Source organism: Streptomyces sp. NBC_01268, from assembly GCF_036240795.1.
Classification (GTDB): Bacteria; Actinomycetota; Actinomycetes; order Streptomycetales; family Streptomycetaceae; genus Streptomyces.
The window spans coordinates 2,160,136-2,182,005 of the sequence record NZ_CP108454.1 but is presented as its reverse complement, the minus strand read 5'-3'; the positions used below and the strand labels follow the sequence as shown (position 1 = coordinate 2,182,005).

The following is a 21,870-nucleotide window of genomic DNA, read 5'->3' as shown; positions in this document are numbered from 1 at the left end:
GCGGGTCTCGCCGCCCGGGCCTCAGGGCCCGGGGGCGGACCGGGGTACTACTGGTTGAAGGTGTCGCTCTTGACGTCGACCCACTTGCCGCCCTCGACCTTGTAGACCGTGAGCTGCTTGTTGGTGGTGTCGCCGAACTCGTCGAAGGAGACCTTGCCGGTCACACCGTCGAAGGAGACCTTGCCCAGGGCCTCGGTGACCTTGGCGCGGGCGTCGGACGGCAGCTTGCCGCTGTTGGCGGCGACGGCGGCCTTGACGGCCTGGATGATCGCCCAGCCGGCGTCGTAGGAGTAGCCGCCGTAGGCCGCGTACGGGTCCTTGTAGCCGGCCGCGTTGTAGTCGGCGATGAACTTCTTGGCGGTGTCCAGCTTCTCGACCGGGTAACCGATCGAGGTGGCCAGGTCGCCGTCGTTGGCCTCGCCGGAGGCGCTGATGAAGGCCGGGTCGTAGATGCCGTCGCCACCCATGACGGGGATCTTGGCGCCGGTCTTCTTGACCTGGTCGGAGAGCAGACCGCCCTCGGGGTACTGGCCGCCGAAGTAGACGGAGTCGGCGCCGGAGGACTTGACCTTGTCGGCGCTGGAGGAGAAGTCGGTCTCCTTCACGGTGACGTGGTCGGTGCCGACGACCTGGCCGCCGAGGCGCTTGAACTCCTCGGTGAAGATCGCCGCGAGGCCGGCGCCGTAGGTCTGCTTGTCGTCGACGACGAAGACCTTCTTCTTGCCGGCGTCCTTGAAGAGGTACTGGGCGGCGAACTTGCCCTGGACCACGTCGGTGGCGGCTGTACGGAAGTAGGTCGGGAAGGGGCGCTTGAACTCGCCCTTGCCCCAGTTGTCGCCCTGGCTGAGCGAGGGGTTCGTGTTGGCCGGGGAGACCTGCGCGAGGCCGGCGGCGGCGAAGACGCCCTGCATCTGCTGGGAGACGCCGGAGTTCAGCGGGCCGACGACGCCCACGACGTCCTTGTTGCCGACCAGCTTGGTGGCGTTGGCCTGGCCGGAGGCGGGGACGGCCTGGTCGTCCAGGGCCTCCACCTTGAAGGTGATCCCGGGGACTTCCTTGTTCTTGTTGGCGGTCTTGGCCGCCAGGTCCACGGAGTTCTTGATGCCCTGGCCCAGTGCGGAGAGCGAGCCGGTGAGCGGGGCGTCCACACCGATGACCACGGTGGTGGTGCCGCCGGCGTCGTCGCCGCCGCCGCCCTTGCCCTCGTCGCGCGAACCGCAGGCGGTGAGGGTGAGCGCTCCCGTGGTGAGCACGCTGGTGAGGATGAGCAAAGAACGGTGTCGCACGAAGAAATCCTTTCCCTGGCGCGGCCCCCTCAAGCTGAGGCGGTGCCGTGAAGCTGTGTAGCTAGAGGTGCCGTTTCGAAGCCGGGCCGTACGGGGTGGAGCGGGTGCCGTGCAGAGAAGGCGCCCGGCGGCGCGGTGACTGGCCGTGACTCTAGGCGTAGGTGGGGAAGGTCGGGGAGCGCCGAGGTCAGGATGTGACTGTCTTGTTATGCCGACGGGGGGAGACGGTGTGCGGGCGGTGGGCAAAGCCGGGCACAACGGTCGGTAGTGCGGTGTTCACATGCTGAGAACGCCCAGTTCCGCTAAGGGGCTTGAGCGGTTTTGGCTCCTGACGACCGAACCTGTTACCTCTCCGGATATCGGACACTCGCCTCGGTGCCAGCGGACGCGCGGTCTGACCGGAGGGCTCCGCTCCTTTATTGCGCCGGTGTGACGCAGTGTGACGAAGAGGAGGGTCAGAGTCCGCCCGTGGGTACTCTCTGTTCGCTGGGCGGACGCCAGTTCTCCGAACTTCCGGTCGCTCCCTTCGCCTCCTCGCAGCGCCGCCGGCTCTCCCGGTCGGCCAGTGCGAAGGCGGCGTCACGGCCCGCCCGCCGCTCCTCGGCGCGCGCCGCGAGCAGGACCTCGTCGTGGATCTCGTACTGCTCGTTGGACAGGCCCTTCTGCTCCCAGTCGAGCCCCGCCCACTTGCTCCCCTTGAGCGCTTCCTTCACCCAGTACGACACCAGGCTCGCGCACACGTCCGCGGGTGAGCTCGCGCGCGGCGCCGGCTCCTCGGGCGCCCGCGCGCACCCGGTGGACAGGGCGAGGACGCAGCCCGCCAGAGCCGCGGCGGTGCCGGCGGTCACCCTGGTCGTGGCGCGCGTGGACCTCAACGGGAACCCCTCGGTGTGTGAGTCGCCCGCCAGTGAAGCGCTTGCCGTGCCCGAGGGCAAGGGGCCATCAGGTAAAGGGAGTTGGGAATACGACGGGGCCCCGGGACGGAAGTCCGTCCCGGGGCCCCGGTGTGCTGCGCGTCAGGCCCCGGTGGCGTGACCGGCCTCCGGCAGGTTCCCCGCGTCCTTCGGGCCGATCTCCTTCAGCATGCAGGTCAGCCGCGCCGAGCAGACCCGCTTGTCCTGCTCGTCGGTGATCACGATCTCGTACGTGGCGGTGGACCGGCCCCGGTGCACGGGCGTCGCGACCCCGGTCACCAGTCCGCTGCGCGCCCCGCGGTGGTGGGTGCAGTTGAGGTCCACGCCCACGGCGATCCGGGACACCCCGCCGTGCAGCATCGAGCCGATCGAGCCCAGCGTCTCGGCGAGCACCGCCGAGGCGCCGCCGTGCAGCAGACCGTACGGCTGGGTGTTGCCCTCCACCGGCATGGTGCCGACGACCCGGTCCGCCGAGGCCTCCAGGATCTGCACGCCCATCCGGTTCCCGAGGTGACCGGCCGAGAAGAGCGCCGGCAGGTCCACACCGAGCGAGGCGTACTCGTCGATGACCTCCTGCGGGAACTTCACATGCTGCTGCTCACCCATGGGTCCGGCTCCGTTCGTCTTCGTACGGCTGGTCTGCTGCGTCTTTCCACGCCTGAGCAAACGCTTAGGCGTGGGTGATTGTGTCATGCACCCCCGAGGAAGAGACGGCAGAGGCGGTCCTCCGCGTACGCGGGCTCATGACACGGGGTGAGCCGGTACGGGGCGAACCGTGCCAAGTAGAACTGGTCGGGCGCGGCCGGCGGCGCCTCCGCGCGGAACGGCTCGTCCCCGTCGCGGATCACGACCTCGCCGCGGGCCCCCGACGCGTCGCGGTAGGCGGCCTTGATCGCCCAGTCGCAGGTCTCGGTGCCGACCGTGGCCGCGATCCGCAGCCCGCCCGGCTCGCTGCCGCCGCCGAGGTCGATCCGCCGCCGGTCGAAGTACCGCTGCCCCTGGTCGTCCCCCTCGTCGGTGATGACCGGGTCGGCGGCCGGCCGGCGCAGATCGAAGTGGACGCCCGGATAGGTCGCCTCGCCCTGGGCGGGGTGCTCCAGGACGAAGCGGGCGGCGGAGGGGCGGCAGTGCAGGTCGACCGCCTCCATGCCGGTGACCGACAGCTGGGAGGTGCGGTCGCTGAAGAGGTTCAGACGGAACTGGGTGGTGGGCCCGCTCCGGGGCGAGACGACACCGTCCCTCCCCTCGTCCAGGTGCGGGGTGGTGCCGATGACCCGCGCCCCGAGGGGCCCCAGGATCCGCCAGACGTTCCGGCCGTAGCCGGTGGCCTCGACGGGCACGGCCATCAGGGAGCGCTGTTCCCCGGGGGTGAGCGTCCGGTCGAGGACGATCGTCCAGTCGTCGCCGTCGAGCGCCGAGAGGTCGGAGTCGGCCGTGGCGGTGAACGGGGCCTTCTCGTCGTTCAGCCGGTCCTGGGCGGCGTCCTCCGCCCGGGCCCGGTCGGCGGCGAAGACGGTGTCGTAGACGTAGGTGACGACCTGGGTGAGCAGCGCGGTCGCCAGCAGGCCCGCGGCGATCACCAGGAGCCCCCGGACCAGCACCCGCAACCGGCCCCGCCGCGACGGCGGCACCGGACTTCCCGGTGCGATCCGCTCCAGGGCGAGGGCGCTGAGGGACGGGGCGGGCGGCTCGGGTGCGGGTGAGGGCGGGGGTGGGGGCGGGGTCGGTAAGGCGGGTGGAGCGGGTGGATGCGGGGGAGGAGGTGGCGTCGTCGGGGGCGCGGGAGCCGACGGGCTCTGCGGGGGGACCGGAGGGCTCTGGGGCACGGGCCGGCTCCGGCGCCCCGGCGGGATCTGCCCCATCGGCGGGTTCTGCGGCACCGGCGGGCTGTGCGGCACCGGCGGGTTCTGCGGCACCGGCGGCGGTGGGGCCGCGCTCGGTGGGGGCGGGGACTGTGCGGGCGGGTGCTGCTCCGGCGGGTGTCCGCCGGAGGGAGGAGTGGACAACAGGACCCCCGTGGCGTCCTCGGCCGTCGGCCGGCTGCCGCGGCGCGGGAGTGGAGGATACAGAATCCCCGCTCCTCCCGCGCGGCGCGTGACCGGTCAGTCACCCGCCGGGGGAACCAGTCGCACGATCACGGACTTGCTCGCCGGGGTGTTGCTGATGTCCGCCGTGGACTCCAGCGGCACCAGCACGTTCGTCTCCGGGTAGTACGCGGCCGCGCAGCCGCGGGTCGTCGGATAGTGCACCACCCGGAAACCGGGCGCCCGGCGCTCGCTGCCGTCCGTCCACTCGCTCACCAGGTCCGCGTACGCCCCGTCCGCGAAGCCCAGCGCCGCCGCGTCCTCCGGGTGCACCATGACCACCCGGCGGCCGCCCGTGATGCCGCGGTAGCGGTCGTCGAGACCGTAGATCGTGGTGTTGTACTGGTCGTGCGAGCGCAGGGTCTGCAGCAGCAGCCGGCCCTCGGGCACCTTCGGGTACTCGACCGGCGCGGCCGTGAAGTTGGCCTTGCCGGTCGCCGTCGGGAAGCGCCGCTCGTCGCGCGGCGCGTGCGGCAGCGCGAAGCCGCCCGGGTTCGCCGCCAGCCGCGCGTTGAAGTCCTCGAAGCCCGGGATCACGCGGGCGATGCGGTCGCGGATCGTCGCGTAGTCCGCCTCGAAGGCCTCCCACGGCGTGGCCGAGCCCGCGCCGAGGACCGCCCGCGCCAGCCGGGCCACGATCGCCGGCTCGGAGAGCAGCCGCGGGCCCGCCGGCGGCAGGTTGCCCCGCGAGGCGTGCACCAGGCCCATCGAGTCCTCGACCGTGACGACCTGCTTGCCGCTCTTCTGCACGTCCTTGTCCGTGCGCCCCAGCGTCGGCAGGATCAGCGCCCGCGTGCCGGTCACCGCGTGCGAGCGGTTCAGCTTCGTCGACACGTGCACCGTCAGGCGGGCCCTGCGCATCGCCGCCTCGGTGACCTCGGTGTCCGGGGTCGCGCCCACGAAGTTGCCGCCCATGGCGAAGAACACCTTCGCCTCGCCGTCCCGCAGCGCCTCGATCGAGCGGACCACGTCGAAGCCGTGGTGGCGCGGCGAGACGATCCCGAACTCCTTGTCCAGCGCGTCGAGGAAGGCCGCCGAGGGGCGCTCGAAGATCCCCATCGTCCGGTCGCCCTGCACGTTGGAGTGACCGCGCACCGGGCACACCCCGGCGCCCGGCCGGCCGATGTTGCCGCGCAGCAGCAGGAAGTTGACCACCTCGCGGATGGTCGGCACGGAGTGCTTGTGCTGGGTGAGCCCCATCGCCCAGCAGACGATCGTCCGCTCCGAGGCGAGCACCATCTCCAGGGCCCGCTCGATCTCCGCCCGGGACAGACCGGTCGCCGCCAGCGTCTCGTCCCAGTCGGCGTCCCGCGCGGCGGCGGCGAACTCCTCGTACCCATGGGTGTGCGCGGCGACGAACTCCTCGTCCACGGCGCCCGGCGTCTCCAGGACCAGCTTGTTGAGCAGCCGGAACAGCGCCTGGTCGCCGCCGATGCGGATCTGCAGGAAGAGATCCGTGAGCGCGGCGCCCTTGAACATGCCCTGCGGCGTCTGCGGGTTCTTGAAGCGCTCCAGGCCCGCCTCCGGGAGCGGGTTCACCGAGATGATCCGCGCGCCGGCGGCCTTCGCCTTCTCCAGGGCCGACAGCATCCGGGGGTGGTTCGTGCCCGGGTTCTGCCCCGCGACCACGATCAGGTCCGCCCGGTGCAGGTCCTCCAGGGAGACGCTGCCCTTGCCGATCCCGATCGTCTCGTTGAGCGCGGAGCCCGAGGACTCGTGGCACATGTTGGAGCAGTCCGGCAGGTTGTTGGTGCCGAACTCGCGGGCGAACAGCTGGAGCAGGAACGCGGCCTCGTTGCTCGTGCGCCCCGAGGTGTAGAACAGCGCCTCGTCGGGTGAGGAGAGCGCCGTCAGCTCCTCCGCGAGGATCGCGAAGGCCCGCTCCCAGGACACCGCCTCGTACCGCTCGGCCCCCTCCGCCAGGTACATGGGGTCCGTGATCCGGCCCTGCTGGCCCAGCCAGTACCCACTGCGGGCCGCCAGGTCCGCCACCGGATGCGCGGCGAAGAACTCCGGGGTCACCCGGCGCAGCGTCGCCTCCTCGGCGACCGCCTTCGCCCCGTTCTCGCAGAACTCCGCGACGTGCCGCTTGTCGCCCTCGGGCCAGGCGCAGCCCGGACAGTCGAAGCCGTCCTTCTGGTTGACCTTGAGCAGGGTCTGCGCGGTGCGCCGCACGCCCATCTGCGCCTGCGCGATCCGCAGTGTGTGCGCGACGGCGGGCAGACCGGCCGCGGCGTGCTGCGGCGCCGTGACCTGCGGCGCGTCCTGGACCGGATCGCCGGCGGGCGGCTTGCTGACCATCGCGCTCTCCCTTGAGCGGTGGGGCCCCGGACGGGTCCGGGGAAGAACTCTCGTACGGGTCCGATCCTGTCACGCCCCACCGACAGGAGCCCAGGCCCGGTCGGGCCACCGAGCGGTGGACGGGAATGTCGGTGGCGCGTGGCAGGATCGTCCCGTGGCCGAGACAGCAGCGAAGAAGACCGATATGACCGAAGAGAACCGTCCGCGCCTGCTCCTCATGGACGGGCATTCCCTGGCGTACCGGGCGTTCTTCGCGCTGCCCGCGGAGAACTTCACCACCGCGACCGGGCAGCCGACCAACGCGATCTACGGATTCGCGTCCATGCTCGCGAACACGCTCCGCGACGAGGCGCCCACGCACTTCGCCGTCGCCTTCGACGTGTCACGCAAGACCTGGCGCTCGGACGAGTTCCCCGAGTACAAGGCGAACCGCTCCAAGACCCCCGACGAGTTCAAGGGGCAGGTCGAGCTGATCGGCGAGCTCCTCGACGCCATGCACGCGCCCCGCTTCGCCGTCGAGGGCTTCGAGGCGGACGACGTCATCGCGACGCTCGCCACCCAGGCCGAGGCGGAGGGCTTCGAGGTCCTGATCGTCACCGGCGACCGGGACTCCTTCCAGCTGGTCACCGACCACACCACCGTGCTCTACCCGACCAAGGGCGTCTCCGAGCTGACCCGCTTCACCCCGGAGAAGGTCCAGGAGAAGTACGGACTCACTCCCAACCAGTACCCGGACTTCGCCGCGCTGCGCGGCGACCCGTCGGACAACCTGCCCGGCATCCCCGGCGTCGGCGAGAAGACCGCCGCCAAGTGGATCAACCAGTTCGGCTCCTTCGCCGAGCTCGTGGAGCGCGCCGAGGAGGTCAAGGGCAAGGCCGGGCAGAACTTCCGCGACCACCTGGAGTCGGTGAAGCTCAACCGCCGCCTCACCGAGATGGTCCGCGACGTGGAGCTGCCCAAGGGCGTCCAGGACCTGGCCCGCGAGCCGTACGACCGCACCGCCGTCGCCCTCGTCCTCGACACCCTGGAGATCCGCAACCCCTCGCTGCGCGAGCGGCTCCTCGCCGTCGACCCCGGCTCCGCCGAGGAGGCCGCCCCGGCCCCCGCCGCCGGCGTGGAGCTCGACTTCACCGTCCTCGGCGCCGGCGAGCTCGCCGGCTGGCTCGACGGGCACGGCGCCCAGCCGCTCGGTGTCGCCACCGTCGACAGCTGGGCGCTCGGCACCGGCAGCGTCGCCGAGGTCGCCCTCGCCGCGGCCGACGGCGCCGCCGCCTGGTTCGACCCGTCCCAGCTCGACGAGGCCGACGAGCGCGCGTGGGCCGCCTGGATCGCCGACCCGGAGCGGCCCAAGGTCCTGCACAACGCCAAGGGCGCCCTGCGGGTCTTCCCCGAGCACGGCTGGACCGTCGCCGGCGTCACCATGGACACCGCGCTCGCCGCCTACCTGGTCAAGCCGGGCCGCCGCTCCTTCGCCCTGGACGCGCTCTCCGTCGAGTACCTGGGCCGCGAGCTCGCCCCCGCGGCCGCCGCCGACGGCCAGCTCGCCTTCGGCGCCGAGGACACCGCCGAGGCCGAGGCCCTCATGAGCCAGGCCCGTGCCGTCCTCGACCTCGGCACCGCCTTCGACGAGCGGCTCGCCGAGGTCGGCGCGCGCGAGCTCCTGCACGAGGTCGAGCTGCCCACCTCCGTCCTCCTCGCCCGCCTGGAGCGGCACGGCATCGCCGCCGACCGGGACCACCTGGAGGCTCTGGAGCAGCAGTTCGCGGGCGCGGTGCAGCAGGCCGTGAAGGAGGCGCACGCCTCCGTCGGCCACGAGTTCAACCTCGGCTCGCCCAAGCAGCTCCAGGAGGTCTTCTTCGGCGAGCTGAACCTGCCGAAGACGAAGAAGACGAAGACCGGCTACACCACGGACGCCGACGCCCTCGCCTGGCTCGCCGGCCAGACCGAGCACGAGCTCCCGGTGATCATGCTCCGCCACCGCGAGCAGGCCCGGCTGCGCTCCACCGTCGAAGGCCTGATCAAGACCGTCGCGGCCGACGGCCGGATCCACACCACCTTCAGCCAGACCGTCGCCGCCACCGGCCGCCTCTCCTCCACCGACCCCAACCTGCAGAACGTGCCGGTGCGCACCGACGAGGGCCGCGCCATCCGGCACGGCTTCGTCGTCGGCGAGGGCTTCGAGGCCCTGATGACCGCCGACTACAGCCAGATCGAGCTGCGCGTGATGGCCCACCTCTCCGAGGACGAGGGCCTGCTCGAGGCCTTCGCCTCCGGCGAGGACCTGCACACCACGGTCGCCTCGCAGGTCTTCGGCGTCGAGCGGTCCGCCGTCGACGCGGAGATGCGCCGCAAGATCAAGGCCATGTCGTACGGTCTGGCCTACGGCCTGTCCGCCTTCGGCCTCTCCCAGCAGCTGGGCATCGACCCGGCCGAGGCCCGCGGCCTGATGGACACCTACTTCGAGCGCTTCGGCGGCGTCCGCGACTACCTGCGCCGGGTCGTCGACGAGGCCCGCGCCACGGGCTACACGGAGACGATGCTGGGCCGTCGCCGCTACCTCCCGGACCTCAACAGCGACAACCGCCAGCGCCGCGAGGCGGCCGAGCGGATGGCGCTGAACGCCCCGATCCAGGGCACCGCGGCGGACATCGTGAAGGTCGCCATGCTCGACGTGGACCGCGCCCTCACGGAGGCCGGCCTCGCGTCCCGGATGCTCCTCCAGGTCCACGACGAAATCGTCCTGGAGCTCGCCCCCGGCGAGCGCGACCGGGTCGAGGCCCTGGTCCGCGAGCGGATGTCGCAGGCCGTCGACCTGCGCGCCCCGCTGGACGTCTCCGTCGGCGTCGGCCCGGACTGGGACTCCGCCGCCCACTGAGGCACGGGAGGCAAGGGACCGGGCGGCGGGCCGAGGAGGCCGGCCGCCCGGTCCCTTTTCCCGGAGGCGGGAGGCGGGAGGCGAGGACGGGGCCGCGGGACGAGGTGCGCGGCGGCGGAACGGGGGCCGACCGCGGCTTCACCCCGGCCGAAGGGATCAGCGAGGTCCGGGACGGGAGCGCTCCGGCGCACGGCCCGACGCGCCGGCCGCGGCGTCGGGACCCGCTTCCGGGACGGGGCGCACCCGGGCCTCGAGGCGGGCTTCCGGCCGGTCCGGCGGCCACAGCCGCGTCCCCGCCCCGTACAGCAGCAGACCGAGGGCCAGCCCCGAGCCCGCACCGAAGCAGAGCGTCGGGATGATGTCGAGGGGCTTGTCGATCCGTCCCCAGTACGCGTAGAAGCGCACCACCCGGTGGGCCGTGGCGGCCAGTACGCAGGCTCCGATCACCGCGGCCGCGAGGAGCCGCCCGCGCCGGTCGAGGAGCGGTACCCCGGCGGGCGGCCCGGCCCCGGCCGGGGTGGCGCGCAGCGCCCGTACCGTGAACCAGCCGAGCAGGACCAGCGCCAGCGCCGAACCGCCGTACTGCGCGTACAGATAGACGGGGAAGCCGCCGACGATCTCGCCCAGGAACGGGATCAGCCGGGTGCCCCAGCGGTCGAGGTGGGTGAACGCGTCCCACACCACGTGGGTCGTCGCGCCCAGCACCGCAGAGAGACCGAACCAGAGGACGAGCCCGGCCGGCCGCCGCTCCCGCCACGGGCGGCCCCGGACGAACCCGTACACCCGGCCGTTCCACCGGCGCGGCAGCAGTCCCACCAGCGGCTCACGCACCATCAGCCACAGCGCCACCAGCGCCGCCGTGATCAGGACGTCGACCGTGACGACGCCGAGCGGTGAGTGGGTGACGTTCCCGAACTGCATCGCGCCGGGTACGGCGGTGGCCGCGAAGTAGGTCAGGTCGGGGGAGAAGGAGCCCGCGACGAGCGCCGAGGCCACCAGGGGCCCGCGCGCTCGGCCGTCGCTCCGGATGCCCGGCAGGACGGCGGCGGCATGGCTCAGTGTGAACGGCACCGGGATCCCCTCGTGTGGTGTCCGGCCCAGTATGCAAGAGCGGCCGGTGTCGAAAGCGGCGACGGCCAAGTGGTGACGAAACCGTGAAACACGGTCAGGGCCCGGTGCCGCCGCGTCGGGAGTTGGCATAGGGTCACGTGGTCAGATCTCGCGCGGGGAGCGCGATGGCGGTGAAACGGGGAGGGACCACACGTATGGCATCGCACTTGGGGCGTCGGCTGCGCAGGGGAGCCACCAGCGGTGCGGTGGTGGCCGCGGCGGTCGCGGCACTGGCCGCCTCGCAGGCACCGGACATGGCACCGCCGCCCGCGGACAACGCGAGCGGTGACCTGCCGGCCGGTGCCGAGGACACGGCGACGCCCCCGGGCGGCTCGGCCTCCGGCAACTCGCCGTACTACACCGACCTGCCGCCGCTGAACACCCCCAACAAGCCCGGCGCCACCACCGATCTGCCGGTCATCACCGGCCCCGCGGAGGCCGGCATACCCGCGTCGGTCCTCGCCGCCTACAAGCGCGCCGAGCAGTCGATCCGGTCGACCGACCCCAACTGCAACCTGCCCTGGCAGCTGCTCGCGGGCATCGGCAAGGTCGAGTCCGGGCAGGCGCGCGGCGGCAAGGTCGACGCCAACGGCACCACCCTCTCGCCGATCCTCGGCCCGGTCCTCAACGGTGTCGGCTTCGCCAACATCTCGGACACGGACAAGGGCGCCTACGACGGCGACACCACGCACGACCGGGCGATAGGCCCGATGCAGTTCATCCCGTCCACCTGGGCCACCTGGGGCCAGGACGCCAACGGCGACGGGAAGAAGGACCCCAGCAACATCTACGACGCCGCCCAGGCCGCCGGCATGTACCTCTGCGCCAACGACCGCAACCTCGCGGTCAAGGCGGACCTGGACCGGGCCGTCCTCAGCTACAACCACTCGCGGGAGTACCTGAACACGGTCCTCTCCTGGTTCGAGTACTACAAGCGCGGCACCCACCAGGTGCCCGACGGCACCGGTGTGCTGCCCGGCGGCCGCAGCGACGACCGCGACACCACGCCCGGCCGGAACACCCCGCCGCCGAAGACGCCGGTCACGAAGCCGCCCACGCCGAAGCCGACCCCGTCGAAGCCCGTCCCGCCGAAGCCGCCCACGCCGACCCCCGCCCCGGTGACCAAGGTGGCCCGGATCAAGGACGCCTCCACCGGCACCCTGACCGCCACCGCCGGCGGCACCTTCGCCACCCGCCCCGCCGTCGTGGCGCTCGACGCGGCGGGCAAGCCGGTCGCCGGCGTCCAGGTGCGCTTCCAGATCACCGGGGACACCGACGCCCGCTTCGGCATCGGCGCCCGCGAGATCACCGCCACCACCGGAGCCAACGGCAAGGCCGTCGCCCCGAACCTCAAGGCGGGCGAGCGGACCGGCCGCTTCACCGTCGGTGCCGCGGTCGTGGGCCGCACCCTGGGCGCCGTCTCGTTCTCCGCGACCGTCACCGAGCGGAGCGCCGACACGCTCACCCGCCTCGACGCCAAGGAGCTCGAGGCCGTCACCGGCGCCGAGTTCGCCGACCAGGTGCGGGTCAAGGCAACCGACGGCGGAGCCGTCGCCTCCGGCGTCGCCCTGACCGCCACCTTCATCACCTCGGCGGACAACCCGCAGACCGCCACCGAGGGGCCCTACTTCAAGGGCGCGGACGGCACCGCCCTCCACACCCTCACGGGTCTGAAGACGGACGCCGACGGGGTGCTCACCCTGCCGAAGATCTACGCGGACGGGAAGGCCGGCACCTTCCTGCTGCGCCTGACCGCGCCCGGCGGCGGCACGCTGACCGTCACGCTGAAGGTCACCGAGCCGGCCCCCGAGCCGACGCCCACGCCGACCCCGACCCCGACGCCTTCCCCGTCGCAGTCCTCGGGCGCGCCGGAGGCCACGCCGACCTCCTGACGCCCGCACCGGCTCCGCCGCGCCGCCCCCGTGTCCCCACCGGACACGGGGGCGGCGTCCGTCGTTCTGAGTGCAACGTGTTCTCATCTCGCGGTCGCGTTGCTACGGTTCCCCCGCCCTGACGACCTATCAGATCGAGCGCCGGGAGGCCGACCTTGCGCGCCCTAGTAGCCGCCGCCATCGGGCTGGTCCCCGTCCTTCTGATCGTCCTGCTCTTCGCCCTGGTCGACGTCCCGCCGGACGGGCCCACCTCGCCCAGCCCCCTGCTGACCGCCGTCCCCGGTCCCGAGAAGTAAGGGGGCACGCCCATGCGCCGCCGAGCCAGCCTCGTCCTGCTCGCCTTCGCCGTCTTCTTCGCCGCCATGGCGCCCACCCTGCGCTGGTACGTCTTCCCCCGCGTGGTGAAGATCCCGTCGAACCAGTACCAGGTGACCGTCCTGGAGGCGAAGCCCGCGACCCTCCTCGACTACACGACCTTCAAGGCCAAGAAGGTCGACAAGATCACGATCGTCCAGACCCTCAAGGGCAATGTGGAGGAGTCGCGGCGGATCGAACGCGACGCCGGCCGCGACGTCGTCGTCTGGGACTCCCTCTCCTACGTCGCGGGACCCGACGGCAAGATGGTGTCCAAGATCCCCGAGCGCTACATCTTCGACGCCCACACCCAGGACCCCGTCAACGCCACCGGCGAGATGGTCGACGGCGACCCGGTCCGGCGCACGGGCATCGAGTTCAAGTGGCCCTTCCTCGTCGAGAAGCGGGACTACCAGTACTTCGACGCCCAGACCCGCACCTCCGCCCCCATCCACTACAAGGGCACCCGCACCTTCCGCGGCATGGAGGTCTACTACTTCGAGCAGACCGTCCCCTGGACGCGGGTCCCCATGCCCAAGTCGATGCCCATCAAGGGCATCACCCCCGACCTCCTCGCCAAGACCGGCCTCACCCGCTGGTACACCACCCAGCGCATGTTCTGGATCGACCCGGTCACCGGCGCCCCCGTCAACGGCGAGGAGATCCACAAGGAGGAGCTCCGCAACGCCAAGGCCCTGATGGGTCAGGACACGATCACCGTCTTCGCGGGCCACGTGAAGATGCGCGAGGACTACATCGAGAGCGTCGGCGCACTGGTCGAGTCCAACCGCCTGATGGTGCTGATGGTCGTCTCCTACCTCCCCTGGAGCTTCACCTTCCTCGCCCTCCTCCTGCTCGCCCTCGCCCTCTGGCTCGAAGCCCGCTCCCGGCGCCCCGACCCGGACGCCCGGTCCGGTCCCGATCCGGACGCCGGTCCCGATCCGGACGCCTGGCCGGGTCCCGACCCGGACGGCCGGTCCGGTCCCGGCCCCGACCCCGTCACCGCTCCGGTCTGACCTCCCTCCGCTGCCGCGCGCTCGTGTGCCGGGTGGGCTCCGCCGCCGACGGGTCCTCCGGCCACGGATGCTTGGGATACCGGCCCCGCAGCTCCGCCCGCACCGAGCGATAGCCCTCCCGCCAGAACGAGGCCAGATCCGCCGTCACCGCCGCCGGCCGCCCCGCCGGGGACAGCAGATGCACCTGCACCGGGACCCCCGCCACCCTGGGCGTCTCGGCCAGACCGAACATCTCCTGCAGCTTCACCGCGAGCACCGGCCGCTCCCCGCCGTACTCCACCCGGATCCGCGAACCGCTCGGCACCTCGATCCGCTCCGGCGCCAGCTCGTCGAGCCGCCCGGCCTCGCCCGAAGCCCACGGCAGCAGCCGCCGGAGCCCCTGCCCGGCGTCGATCCGCCCCAGGTCCGCCCGCCGCCGCGCCCGCGACAGCTCCGGCTCCAGCCACTCCTCCGCCCGAGCGAGCAGCGCCCCCTCCGACACGTCCGGCCACGGCTCGCCCACCCCGCGCCGCAGGAAGGCCAGTCGGCTCCGCAGCTCCGTCGCACCCTGGCTCCACCGCAGCAGCGACAGGCCCTCCCGGGCCAGCCCGTCCAGCAGTGCCTCCCGCACCAGCGCGGGATCGGCGCCGTCCCGCAGCGGGCGGACCGTCAGCTCCACCGCGCCGAGCCGCTCGACCGAGCGGGCCACGACGTCCCCGTCCTCCCAGTGGACCTCCTCGCCGGCCGCGAACAGGTGCCCAGCGGCGCCCCGCGCCACCTCCTCGTCCACCACGGCCGCCAGCCGCACCCGGGCGGTGGCGCTCTGCGCCGTCCGGTCCGCCACCGCCACCGCCAGCCAGCCGCTGGACCGCAGCCCCGAGCCCTCCGCGAGCCGGGCCCCCGTACCCGACACCATCAGATACCCGCCCTGCTCCCGGGCCCTGGCCACCCGTTCGGGGAACGCCAACGCGGTCACGAGCCCGGCCGCCGCGTCCTCGCCCGAGGCGCCTGCCGTGGCCCTCCCGCCCGCGGTGCCCGCCTCGACGGCGGCGGATGCCCCTGCCATGCCTGCCGTGCCTGCCGTGCCGGAAGGGCCCGTCCGTCCCGTCCTGCCCGACGCCGCACCGGGCCGCCGCGACTCCGCCTCCTCGTCCGCCGAGCGCTCCAGGCGCCGCACCTCGGCCTTCCACCGCGCCCCGTATCCGTCGCCGCCCTTGCGCGCCGCCCGCCAGGCCGCCGCCAGGTCGTCCCCGTACTCCCGGGGCGGCTCCTCGCTCAGCAGGGCCACCACCTCCGCCGCCCGCCGGGCGCCCACCTCCCTCGCCCCGTCCAGCAGGGCCCGCCCCAGCCGGGGGTGCAGACCGAGCCGGGACATCCGCACGCCCCGGTCCGTGGCCCGCCCGTCCCCGTCCACGGCGCCGATCGCCGTGAGGACCGCGCGGGCCGCCGTCATCGCCCCGGCCGGCGGCGCGTCGAGCAGCGCGAGCCCGGAGCCCGTCGGGTCGCCCCAGCAGGCCGCGCGCAGCGCGAAGTCGGCCAGGTCCGAGATCCTGATCTCGGGGGAGGGGAAGCGCGCCCGGGCCCCGTCCTCCGCCTCGGCCCAGCAGCGATAGACCACACCGGGCGCCTCACGCCCGGACCGGCCGGCCCGCTGGGTGGCCGCCGCGACCGACACCGGCACCGTCGCCAGGGAACCGAGGCCCCGCGCGTGGTCCATCCGCGGCTCCCGCGCCAGCCCGGAGTCCACCACGATCCGCACACCGGGCACCGTCAGGCTCGACTCCGCCACCGAGGTCGCCAGCACCACCCGCCGCCGCCCGCCCGGCTCGGCGCCCCGCAGCACCGAGTCCTGCACCGCGGCGGGCGCGCGGCCGTGCAGCTGGAGCACGTCCGCGTCCAGGTCCGCGAGCAGCCCCGCCGTCCGCGCGATCTCCCCCGTGCCGGGCAGGAAACAGAGCACGTCCCCGTCGTGCCGCTCCAGCGCGCCCCGCACCGTCGCCGCCACGTGCCGCAGCAGCGCCGGATCCACCCGGGTGCCGTGCGCCGGCCGGATCCCGGCGGGCGGGGCGGCGAACCGGACCGCGTAGCCGTGCCCCTCGCCCTTGCCCCAGACGATCGGCGCGGGTGCACCGCCGTCGAGGACGGTCAGCAGCTGCGCCCACGCCTCCGCGTCGCTCGTCGCCGAGGCGGCGATCAGCTTCAGCTCCGGCCGCAGCGTCGCCCGCACGTCCACCAGGAACGCCATCGCCGTGTCCGCGTCCAGATGCCGCTCGTGGCACTCGTCGAGCAGCACCACGTCCACCCCGCCCAGCTCCGGGTCCCGCTGGAGCCGCTGGAGCAGGACGCCCGTGGTGACCACCTCGACCCGGGTCGCGGGCCCGGCCCGTCGCTCGCCGCGCACGGAGAAGCCGACCGAGCCGCCGACCTCCTCGCCGAGCAGCCACGCCATCCGCCGGGCGGCCGCCCGCACCGCCATCCGGCGCGGCTCGGCCACCAGCACCCGCCGCCGCGGCCCGTCCCCTATGAGCCCCGCGAGGGCCAGCGGGACCAGCGTGGTCTTGCCGGTCCCGGGCGGGGCGTACAGCATCGCGACACCGCGCTCCTCGAGCGCGGTCAGCAGCTCGGGGACGGCGTGGCGGACGGGGAGCAGGTCGAGTGCGTCGTTTCGGATCACGCAGTCAGTCTCGTACGCCCCGCCGACGGGTGTGCGCGGTTGTCCACAGGCCCCACCCATTAATAGGACTATTGGGGGTGGGGCCCGCCCGGCCGGTCAGTCCTCCGCGCGCTCGCAGACGAAGATCGCCGTCCCCGGGATCAGGTTCCCCCGCAGCGGGGACCAGCCACCCCACTCCTGGTCGTTCCAGGCCGGCCATTCCGGCTCCACCAGGTCCACCAGCCGGAAACCGCCGGCCACCACGTCCCGCACCCGGTCGCCGATCGTCCGGTGGTGCTCGACGTAGACCGCGTGCCCCCGCTCGTCCTGCTCCACGTACGGCGTCCGGTCGAAGTAGGAGGCCGCGACCGACAGGCCCTCGGGCCCCGGCTCGTCCGGGAACGCCCAGCGGATCGGGTGCGTCACCGAGAACACCCACCGGCCGCCGGGCCGCAGCACCCGCCGGACCTCGCGGAAGACCCGTACCGGATCCGCCACGAACGGCACCGCCCCGTACGCCGAGCACGCCAGGTCGAAGGCGCCGTCGCGGAATGGCAGCGCCCCCGCGTCCGCCTCCACCAGCGGCACCTCGCCGCCGATCCGCAGCGCGTGCTGCAGCTGCCGGTGCGAGAGGTCCAGGGCCACCGGCCGGGCCCCCCGCGCCGCCAGCCAGCGCGAGCACTGCGCCGCGCCCGCGCCGATCTCCAGCACGTCCAGACCCTTCAGCGAGCCGGCCGGGCCGAGCAGCCCCGCCTCCTCCTCGTCGAGGCCCTCGGGGCCCCAGACGAACCGGTCGTCCCCGAGGAACGACCCGTGCTCGGTCTGGTACTCGTCGGCGTTCCGGTCCCACCAGCCCCGGCTCGCCCGACTGCTCTCCGCGTCCCCCGTCTCGCGCCGGGTGGCCTCCGGCTCGTCCTCGGGGCCGTCTTCCTGTCCGTACTCTTGGTTCATCTCGCCCGTCGATGTAGTTTGCGCTCAGTGCTGCGGCGCGACCCGGGCCAGGATGGCCTGGGTGGACATGAGTTGTGCCGGGTTTGCGGCGATCCGCCCCGGGTGAGCGCTTCGCGCATTGACCCTGTCCGGCCGTCCCCGTATGCTAAAGGTTGCGTTGCGAGCCTGCGCGCCTCAGACGGAGCAGGTCGCGCTCGCATCTGTTGTATGTCCCCTCGGTTTTTGAGGTGCCGCCCTTCACGGGTCGCGCGCTTCCTTGGCTGGCCGGCTTCATCAGCTGCGATACGGGCTCTCGGCGTAGCAGTACCTACGACCTTCTGTCCGTAACCGGAGCCCTTTCCCACATGACGAGCAGCACCGAGACCACCGCCACCAGCACCACCCCGCAGGTTGCGGTCAACGACATCGGTAACGAGGAAGCCTTCCTCGCCGCGATCGACGAGACGATCAAGTACTTCAACGACGGCGACATCGTCGACGGCGTCATCGTGAAGGTCGACCGGGACGAGGTCCTGCTCGACATCGGTTACAAGACCGAAGGTGTCATCCCGAGCCGCGAGCTCTCGATCAAGCACGACGTCGACCCCAACGAGGTCGTCAAGGTCGGCGACGAGATCGAGGCCCTTGTTCTCCAGAAGGAGGACAAGGAAGGCCGCCTGATCCTCTCGAAGAAGCGTGCCCAGTACGAGCGTGCTTGGGGCACCATCGAGAAGATCAAGGAAGAGGACGGCATCGTCACCGGTACCGTCATCGAGGTCGTCAAGGGTGGTCTCATCCTCGACATCGGCCTCCGCGGCTTCCTCCCGGCCTCCCTGGTCGAGATGCGTCGCGTCCGCGACCTCCAGCCCTACGTGGGCAAGGAGCTCGAGGCGAAGATCATCGAGCTGGACAAGAACCGCAACAACGTGGTCCTGTCCCGCCGTGCCTGGCTCGAGCAGACCCAGTCCGAGGTCCGCCAGACCTTCCTCACGACCCTCCAGAAGGGTCAGGTCCGCTCCGGCGTCGTGTCCTCGATCGTCAACTTCGGTGCCTTCGTGGACCTGGGTGGCGTCGACGGCCTCGTGCACGTCTCCGAGCTGTCCTGGAAGCACATCGACCACCCCTCCGAGGTTGTCGAGGTCGGCCAGGAGGTCACCGTCGAGGTTCTCGACGTGGACATGGACCGCGAGCGTGTCTCCCTGTCGCTGAAGGCGACGCAGGAGGACCCGTGGCAGCAGTTCGCCCGCACGCACCAGATCGGCCAGGTCGTCCCCGGCAAGGTCACCAAGCTGGTTCCGTTCGGTGCGTTCGTCCGCGTGGACGAGGGCATCGAGGGTCTGGTCCACATCTCCGAGCTGGCCGAGCGCCACGTGGAGATCCCGGAGCAGGTCGTCCAGGTCAACGACGAGATCTTCGTCAAGGTCATCGACATCGACCTCGAGCGTCGTCGCATCAGCCTCTCGCTGAAGCAGGCCAACGAGTCCTTCGGTGCCGACCCGGCCTCGGTCGAGTTCGACCCGACCCTGTACGGCATGGCCGCGTCCTACGACGACCAGGGCAACTACATCTACCCCGAGGGCTTCGACCCCGAGACCAACGACTGGCTCGAGGGCTACGAGACCCAGCGCGAGGCCTGGGAGACCCAGTACGCCGAGGCGCAGCAGCGCTTCGAGCAGCACCAGGCTCAGGTCATCAAGTCCCGCGAGGCCGACGAGGCCGCCGCTGCCGAGGGTGGCGCCGCCGCTCCGGCCGGTGCCCCGGCGGGCGTCTCCGGTGGTTCGTACTCCTCGGAGTCGGACGACACCTCCGGCGCCCTGGCGTCGGACGAGGCCCTGGCTGCCCTGCGCGAGAAGCTGGCCGGCGGCCAGAGCTGAACAAGCTCTCCGCTGAGCTCCAGTAGCTAGCGTCGAGGCCCGCTCCCCTTCGGGGGAGCGGGCCTCGGTCTTTTTCCGGACGCGGGGAATGGCGCCGCTACAGGGGGCGTTGTCCAGGAAGGACGCGAGGAGGAGCGGAAATCGTGCTTGATCCCCAGGATTTGTACGAATGGGACCAGAAGGGGCTGGCCGTGGTCGACGTGGCCCTGGCCCAGGAGTCGGCCGGACTGGTCATGCTCTACCACTTCGACGGCTACATCGACGCCGGTGAGACCGGCGAGCAGATCATCGAGGGGCTGCTCGACACCCTGCCGCACCAGCTCGTGGCGCGCTTCGACCACGACCGGCTCGTGGACTACCGGGCCCGCAGGCCCCTGCTGACCTTCCGACGCGACCGCTGGTCGGCGTACGAGACGCCCTCGATCGAGGTCAGGCTCGTCCAGGACGCCACCGGTGCCCCCTTCCTGGTGCTCTCCGGACCCGAGCCCGACGTCGAGTGGGAGCGGTTCGCCGCCGCCGTGCGCCAGATCGTCGAGCGCCTGGGCGTGCGCCTCGCCGTGAACTTCCACGGCATCCCCATGGGCGTCCCGCACACCCGCCCCGTCGGCCTCACCCCGCACGGCAACCGCACCGACCTCATGCCGGGCCACCGCAGCCCCTTCGACGAGGCCCAGGTGCCCGGCAGCGCCGAGTCCCTCATCGAGTTCCGCCTCACCGAGTCCGGCCACGACACCCTCGGCGTCGCGGCCCACGTCCCGCACTACGTCGCGCGCTCCCCGTACCCCGACGCGGCCCTGACCGCGCTGGAGGCCGTCACCGCGGCCACCGGCCTGGTCCTGCCCGGAGTCGCGCACTCCCTGCGCACCGAGGCGCGCCGCACCCAGACCGAGATCGAGCGCCAGATCGGCGAGGGCGACGACGAACTGGTCGCGCTCGTCCAGGGCCTTGAGCACCAGTACGACGCGATGGCCGGCGCCGAGACCCGCGGCAGCCTGGTCGCCGAACCCGTCGAGCTGCCCTCCGCGGACGAACTGGGCCGCGAGTTCGAGCGCTTCCTCGCCGAACGGGAGGGCGACTCCTGACGGCGGGACCGTGGCATCTAAGCTGCCGCTCATGCTGAAAGTGGGCCTGACTGGCGGCATCGGCGCCGGCAAGAGCGAAGTGTCGCGGCTTCTCGTCTCGTACGGAGCGGTGCTGATCGACGCCGACCGGATCGCCCGGGAGGTCGTGGAGCCCGGCACGCCCGGGCTCGCCGCCGTCGTGGCGGAGTTCGGCCCCGGGATCCTCACCCCGGAGGGGACCCTCGACCGGCCCCGGCTGGGCTCCATCGTCTTCAACGACCCCGAGCGCCTGGCCGCCCTCAACGCGATCGTGCATCCGCTGGTCGGCGCCCGCTCGGCCGAACTGGAGAGCAGGGCCACCGCCGGCGACGTCGTCGTCCACGACGTCCCGCTGCTCACCGAGAACGGCCTCGCGCCCCTGTACGACCTGGTCGTCGTCGTGGACGCCGCCCCCCAGACCCAGCTCGACCGGCTCGTAGGGCTGCGCGGCATGACCGCACCCGAGGCCGAGGCGCGGATGGCGGCGCAGGCCACCCGCGCGCAACGGCGGGCCGTGGCCGACCTCGTCATCGACAACGACGGTCCACTGGAGGCGCTGGAGCCCCAGGTGCGCAAGGTCTGGGAGACGCTCCAGGAGCGTGCCGCCGGGCACGCGTAGGGAAGCGACGGGCGGGCCTCCGGGGAATGCCAGGGGCCGTTCCGGTGGGCAAGGGCCCCTGGAATGGGTAGAGATGACCTGCGCGGGGGCGTCCACGCACCGGTTCCCGCGGAATACGGCCGCCGTGCCCGCTTGTTGAACAGCCGGAGCGAGGAAAGGACGCCACTGTGGCCGAGAGGAACCCGGAGACCCACGTCATCGACTTCCGCGCCGCCGAGCAACTGCTCGCCGCCCGGGACCCGCGTGGTGCCGTCAAGCTGCTCGACTCGGTGATCGCCGCCCACCCCGAGAACACCGCGGCCCGGCTGCTGCGGGCCCGCGCCTTCTTCGCCGCCGCCCAACTGCGTCCGGCCGAGCTCGAGTTCGAGCTGGTCCTGGAGCGCGAGCCGGACAACGCGTTCGCGCACTTCGCGCTCGCCCGCACCTTCCAGCGCTCCGGGCGCCCCGACCAGGCCCTGCGCCACTTCCGTCTCGCCGCGGCACTCGACCCGAAGCCGGAGTACCTGGAGGCGGCCCGCTTCGGCGCGGCGGCCGACTGAGTCCCGCTCCGCGGCCGGCGGGCGTCAGCGCCGCGGGTTGCCGTGGTCCGGCTCGTACGGCGGGACGTCCCGGCCCGGCTGCCAGTGCGGGCCCTGCCGAAGATGGCGCACGACCATGATCAGGTCGACGGCGGTCACCAGGAACAGCACCCCGCAGGCCGCCGCCCATCCGGGCCGGTCGAGCAGGGAGAAGACCGTGGTGCCGAAGGCGGCCCACAGCAGCCCCCACAGACTCAGCACGAACCGCAGCCGCAGGGGACTGCGCGCGGTCACCGGCTCGCTCCCAGTACGCATGATGCCGACATCTCCCTACGGGAACCCCCCGAGGGCACTTCCAGCATCCA

17 protein-coding genes are annotated in these 21,870 nt (G+C 72.5%); 8 read left to right on the top strand and 9 right to left on the bottom strand.

Features of this window, described 5'->3' with window-relative positions:
* Window positions 1-47 precede the first annotated feature (47 nt).
* From OG309_RS09505 to OG309_RS09485, 5 genes are all read right to left on the bottom strand, one after another.
* Complete coding sequence (locus OG309_RS09505) at window positions 48-1,286, bottom strand: branched-chain amino acid ABC transporter substrate-binding protein (RefSeq protein ID WP_329419729.1); 1,239 nt, start codon at window positions 1,284-1,286, stop codon at window positions 48-50.
* Window positions 1,287-1,741: 455 nt separating this feature from the next.
* A complete protein-coding gene (locus tag OG309_RS09500) occupies window positions 1,742-2,161 on the bottom strand; it encodes a hypothetical protein (RefSeq protein WP_329419727.1) in 420 nt (139 codons plus the stop codon).
* Window positions 2,162-2,302: 141 nt separating this feature from the next.
* Entirely contained in the window at window positions 2,303-2,806 is a 504-nt protein-coding gene (locus OG309_RS09495; RefSeq protein WP_329419726.1) for a PaaI family thioesterase, read from the bottom strand.
* An 83-nt stretch (window positions 2,807-2,889) separates the two neighbouring features.
* Window positions 2,890-3,831 carry a hypothetical protein gene (locus tag OG309_RS09490; protein ID WP_329419725.1) on the bottom strand — a complete coding sequence of 314 codons (942 nt, stop codon included), beginning with the start codon at window positions 3,829-3,831 and terminating at the stop codon, window positions 2,890-2,892.
* A 471-nt stretch (window positions 3,832-4,302) separates the two neighbouring features.
* Window positions 4,303-6,585, bottom strand: coding sequence for an FdhF/YdeP family oxidoreductase (locus OG309_RS09485; protein ID WP_329419723.1), 2,283 nt, complete (start codon window positions 6,583-6,585; stop codon window positions 4,303-4,305).
* Between the two features lie 154 nt (window positions 6,586-6,739).
* On the opposite strand from OG309_RS09485, the gene polA reads away from it, so the two are divergent.
* A complete protein-coding gene (polA, locus tag OG309_RS09480) occupies window positions 6,740-9,460 on the top strand; it encodes a DNA polymerase I (protein WP_329419720.1) in 2,721 nt (906 codons plus the stop codon).
* Between the two features lie 156 nt (window positions 9,461-9,616).
* Here polA and OG309_RS09475 read toward each other — a convergent pair whose 3' ends face one another.
* The gene (locus OG309_RS09475) at window positions 9,617-10,531 is read right to left on the bottom strand and encodes a DUF4184 family protein (protein WP_329419718.1); all 915 of its coding nucleotides are present in this window, start codon (window positions 10,529-10,531) and stop codon (window positions 9,617-9,619) included.
* Window positions 10,532-10,725: 194 nt separating this feature from the next.
* Here OG309_RS09475 and OG309_RS09470 point away from each other — a divergent pair, with 194 nt between their 5' ends.
* From OG309_RS09470 to OG309_RS09460, 3 genes are all read left to right on the top strand, one after another.
* A complete protein-coding gene (locus tag OG309_RS09470) occupies window positions 10,726-12,462 on the top strand; it encodes a lytic transglycosylase domain-containing protein (RefSeq protein WP_329419716.1) in 1,737 nt (578 codons plus the stop codon).
* Between the two features lie 155 nt (window positions 12,463-12,617).
* Window positions 12,618-12,758 (top strand): SPW_0924 family protein, encoded by a 141-nt coding sequence (locus OG309_RS09465; RefSeq protein WP_329419715.1) that lies wholly within the window; start codon window positions 12,618-12,620, stop codon window positions 12,756-12,758.
* A gap of 12 nt (window positions 12,759-12,770) precedes the next feature.
* A complete protein-coding gene (locus tag OG309_RS09460) occupies window positions 12,771-13,832 on the top strand; it encodes a DUF3068 domain-containing protein (RefSeq protein ID WP_329419714.1) in 1,062 nt (353 codons plus the stop codon).
* Here OG309_RS09460 and OG309_RS09455 read toward each other — a convergent pair.
* On the bottom strand, window positions 13,816-16,485 hold the full coding sequence (locus OG309_RS09455; RefSeq protein WP_329419713.1) for an ATP-dependent RNA helicase: 2,670 nt from the start codon (window positions 16,483-16,485) through the stop codon (window positions 13,816-13,818). The two genes, OG309_RS09460 and OG309_RS09455, sit on opposite strands and share 17 nt — an antisense overlap.
* A 96-nt stretch (window positions 16,486-16,581) precedes the next feature.
* Window positions 16,582-17,415, bottom strand: coding sequence for a class I SAM-dependent methyltransferase (locus tag OG309_RS09450; protein ID WP_329419712.1), 834 nt, complete (start codon window positions 17,413-17,415; stop codon window positions 16,582-16,584).
* A gap of 344 nt (window positions 17,416-17,759) precedes the next feature.
* On the opposite strand from OG309_RS09450, the gene rpsA reads away from it, so the two are divergent.
* From rpsA to OG309_RS09430, 4 genes are all read left to right on the top strand, one after another.
* Window positions 17,760-19,268: a 30S ribosomal protein S1 gene (rpsA, locus tag OG309_RS09445; protein WP_329419710.1), complete on the top strand. Its 1,509-nt coding sequence runs from the start codon at window positions 17,760-17,762 to the stop codon at window positions 19,266-19,268.
* 143 nt (window positions 19,269-19,411) lie between these two features.
* On the top strand, window positions 19,412-20,350 hold the full coding sequence (locus tag OG309_RS09440; RefSeq protein ID WP_329419708.1) for a PAC2 family protein: 939 nt from the start codon (window positions 19,412-19,414) through the stop codon (window positions 20,348-20,350).
* Between the two features lie 31 nt (window positions 20,351-20,381).
* Window positions 20,382-20,987, top strand: a complete 606-nt coding sequence (coaE, locus tag OG309_RS09435; protein WP_329419707.1) for a dephospho-CoA kinase — start codon at window positions 20,382-20,384, stop codon at window positions 20,985-20,987.
* Window positions 20,988-21,154: 167 nt separating this feature from the next.
* The gene (locus OG309_RS09430; RefSeq protein WP_329419706.1) at window positions 21,155-21,526 is read left to right on the top strand and encodes a tetratricopeptide repeat protein; all 372 of its coding nucleotides are present in this window, start codon (window positions 21,155-21,157) and stop codon (window positions 21,524-21,526) included.
* A gap of 24 nt (window positions 21,527-21,550) precedes the next feature.
* Here OG309_RS09430 and OG309_RS09425 read toward each other — a convergent pair whose 3' ends face one another.
* The gene (locus OG309_RS09425; protein ID WP_329419704.1) at window positions 21,551-21,820 is read right to left on the bottom strand and encodes a DUF6343 family protein; all 270 of its coding nucleotides are present in this window, start codon (window positions 21,818-21,820) and stop codon (window positions 21,551-21,553) included.
* Window positions 21,821-21,870 lie beyond the last annotated feature (50 nt).